Annotated in this window: 3 protein-coding genes; all 3 read left to right on the top strand. The window is 53.5% G+C overall.

Features of this window, described 5'->3' with window-relative positions; all coding sequences use genetic code 11:
* Positions 1-372, top strand: a 372-nt coding sequence (locus ACR0EZ_RS25940; RefSeq protein WP_480617726.1) for a hypothetical protein, incomplete at its 5' end; no start/stop codon positions are given.
* Positions 369-560, top strand: a complete 192-nt coding sequence (locus ACR0EZ_RS25935) for a hypothetical protein (protein WP_480617725.1) — start codon at positions 369-371, stop codon at positions 558-560. The genes ACR0EZ_RS25940 and ACR0EZ_RS25935, both read left to right, overlap by 4 nt.
* A partial coding sequence (locus ACR0EZ_RS25930) for a hypothetical protein (RefSeq protein WP_480617724.1) occupies positions 532-1,103 on the top strand: 572 nt, incomplete at its 3' end. The genes ACR0EZ_RS25935 and ACR0EZ_RS25930, both read left to right, overlap by 29 nt.

Genomic DNA, 1,103 nt, shown 5'->3' with positions numbered 1-1,103 from the left:
TACGACAACTTCATCCACAACGGCCTCCCAAAATGTTCGGACGCCGTTTATCGCCACAAAATCTCGGAAGTTGAAAAACTGCGGCAGCAGCATGTCGACTTCTATGCGGCGCAGCCGACCAATCCAGAAGAAATAAAATCAAAAGCTCTGAACCTGCTCGGCGAAATTACAGACATCGACGAAATGCTGGATCAGACCGAGGCGCTGTTGGCAGGGATAAGAAGCATCGCCCACGACTCATTGGAGGAGAGCTTCTACGCGTATCAGGCCATCCTGACAATGGCCCGCATGTGTGAGCAACAGGTTTCAGGCTCGATAGAGAACGTAAAGCTGGCCGCTCATCTTGTTCGACAATTGGAGGTGCAGTCATGACCGACCGGGAAAGGATACGGGCATATGAGAACAAGATTTCTAGTGCTGCAAGCCTTGTCGATGCCTTGCAAATTATCGCCTGGGATTTCGCTTCAACTCAGATTGAAGACCAACACCTAAATCAAATCCGCAATGCGGTTATTGGGCTAAGCGATAGCCTTGAAGCGCTACTGGAAGAGCGCGTTTGAGATTGATACTGGGGCGCGGTATTTCCTGCGCCCGTTTTCAAGTTTGAGATTTGATATGAGTTATTACACCGTCAACCGGCACTGGTCGGACCAGTTCCTGCCTGAGATTAAGCGCATCATCGGCGGCCACATCCTACAGGCCGCACCAGACCCGCTGGACCACTTCCAAGCCACTGACCTGTTGATGCTGGACGCCAGGGACATGCGTATTGCAGCCAGGGTGAGGCGGCACGGGTTTGCCACGAGATACCCCCACCAGTTCACAATCAGAGCCAAGCTGCCAACGGGTGCAGAAACTGAGCTATCCAAGATTGTGAACGGCCACGGGGACTGGATGTTCTACGGTCATGCAGGGCCTGACGGGCACGTTATTGATAGCTGGTGGCTGATTGACTTACGGGCGTTCAGAGCGGCACTGATACGGCACAGGACGACAGGTGCACACCTTCTGATGGGTGACAAGCGCAACGCTGATGGCACGTGCTTCAAGTGGTTTGATATTCGGTCGTTTCCAAAGGAACCGCCGTTGGTGGTGGCGCGAGG

The organism is Ruegeria sp. AK4 (assembly GCF_056541025.1).
The sequence above is the reverse complement of the archived record's forward strand: the minus strand, read 5'-3'. Positions and strand labels throughout refer to the sequence as shown.

Coding starts and splice junctions, on each gene's coding strand:
- ACR0EZ_RS25935 (WP_480617725.1), top strand. CDS start 369: ATGACCGACCGGGAAAGGATACGGGCATATGAGAACAAGATTTCTAGT.